The sequence below is a fragment of the Oleiphilus sp. HI0067 genome (genome assembly GCF_001635735.1).
The window spans coordinates 1-875 of record NZ_LWFI01001125.1 but is presented as its reverse complement, the minus strand read 5'-3'; the positions used below and the strand labels follow the sequence as shown (position 1 = coordinate 875).

Annotated in this window: 2 protein-coding genes; one reads left to right on the top strand and one right to left on the bottom strand. The window is 43.9% G+C overall.

Annotated elements, in window-relative coordinates; genetic code table 11:
* Positions 1 to 525 (bottom strand): threonine/serine exporter family protein (locus tag A3739_RS16360; RefSeq protein WP_197472373.1); only part of this gene is annotated, 525 nt, incomplete at its 3' end.
* Positions 526 to 676: 151 nt separating this feature from the next.
* Here A3739_RS16360 and A3739_RS16355 point away from each other — a divergent pair.
* Positions 677 to 875: acyl-CoA thioesterase domain-containing protein (locus A3739_RS16355; protein WP_197472372.1), on the top strand; the 199-nt coding region annotated here is incomplete at its 3' end.

Sequence of the window (875 nt, the reverse complement as noted above, 5' to 3'; positions counted from 1 at the left end):
CCAGACCGAGATATGAAAGCCAATAGAGTTAAGATACTCGGCGATGATTGCGACGAAAAATGTTGAGAAAAACTCAATGGCGACGGCGCGCCTGCCTGTTAGCTCTTGCATGCACAGCCATACAACTATGCCAAAAAGAGGGCTGAATGCTAGTGCTTCTAAAGAGCTACCAACGAGTAACAGGTAGGCAGGTGGTACAAGTACGCATGACAAAAACTCCATAAATCTGCCGGGCGGTTTGCTGTCAATTAGAATGGATTCATCATCGCGCACAATCCGGTTTATTGTTTGTGCAACGAGCGTGAACTCGAGAGTCGGAGTTTTTAGACGTTTCATGATGACGCTATTCGTTTCATCATGAAATTGAAAATTAATGAAGTTCGCATATGCCATTATGGTAACTGCAATGCCCCTATTCCTCGCGTAGTGCTCAACATACTTTTCAAGCTTGTAGGGCGGGCAACCGGCGCTATGGAGTGTTTCTCCTATATCCACGATTTTAGTTACTAAGTGGTAGTCGTACATAAATTCTGCATGCCGGCGTTATTGTCGTTCACTAAATATGTGCCACTTTCTGACTTAGTCCATTTATGAAACGGGCTTTTTCAGTGCGTATATTTGCGCCCTAGGTATAAGTGTTTAAGATGCGTTTCTCTGTCAAGAAACCATAAGAGGTATGTCGGTGAATTTTGATAAGTATTTGGCGCAGATAAATAAAGAACCTAGCGTTGTAGAGTTGATTCCAGATTGGATGCAAGGAAGAGCTGGGTTCGGCGGAATCGTTGCGGCATTGGTCTTTGAATCAATGCGCAAGCAATTGTCACAACCTGTGCCGGTGAGGTGTTTGCAAATTTCATTTGTTGGACCAGTTGATA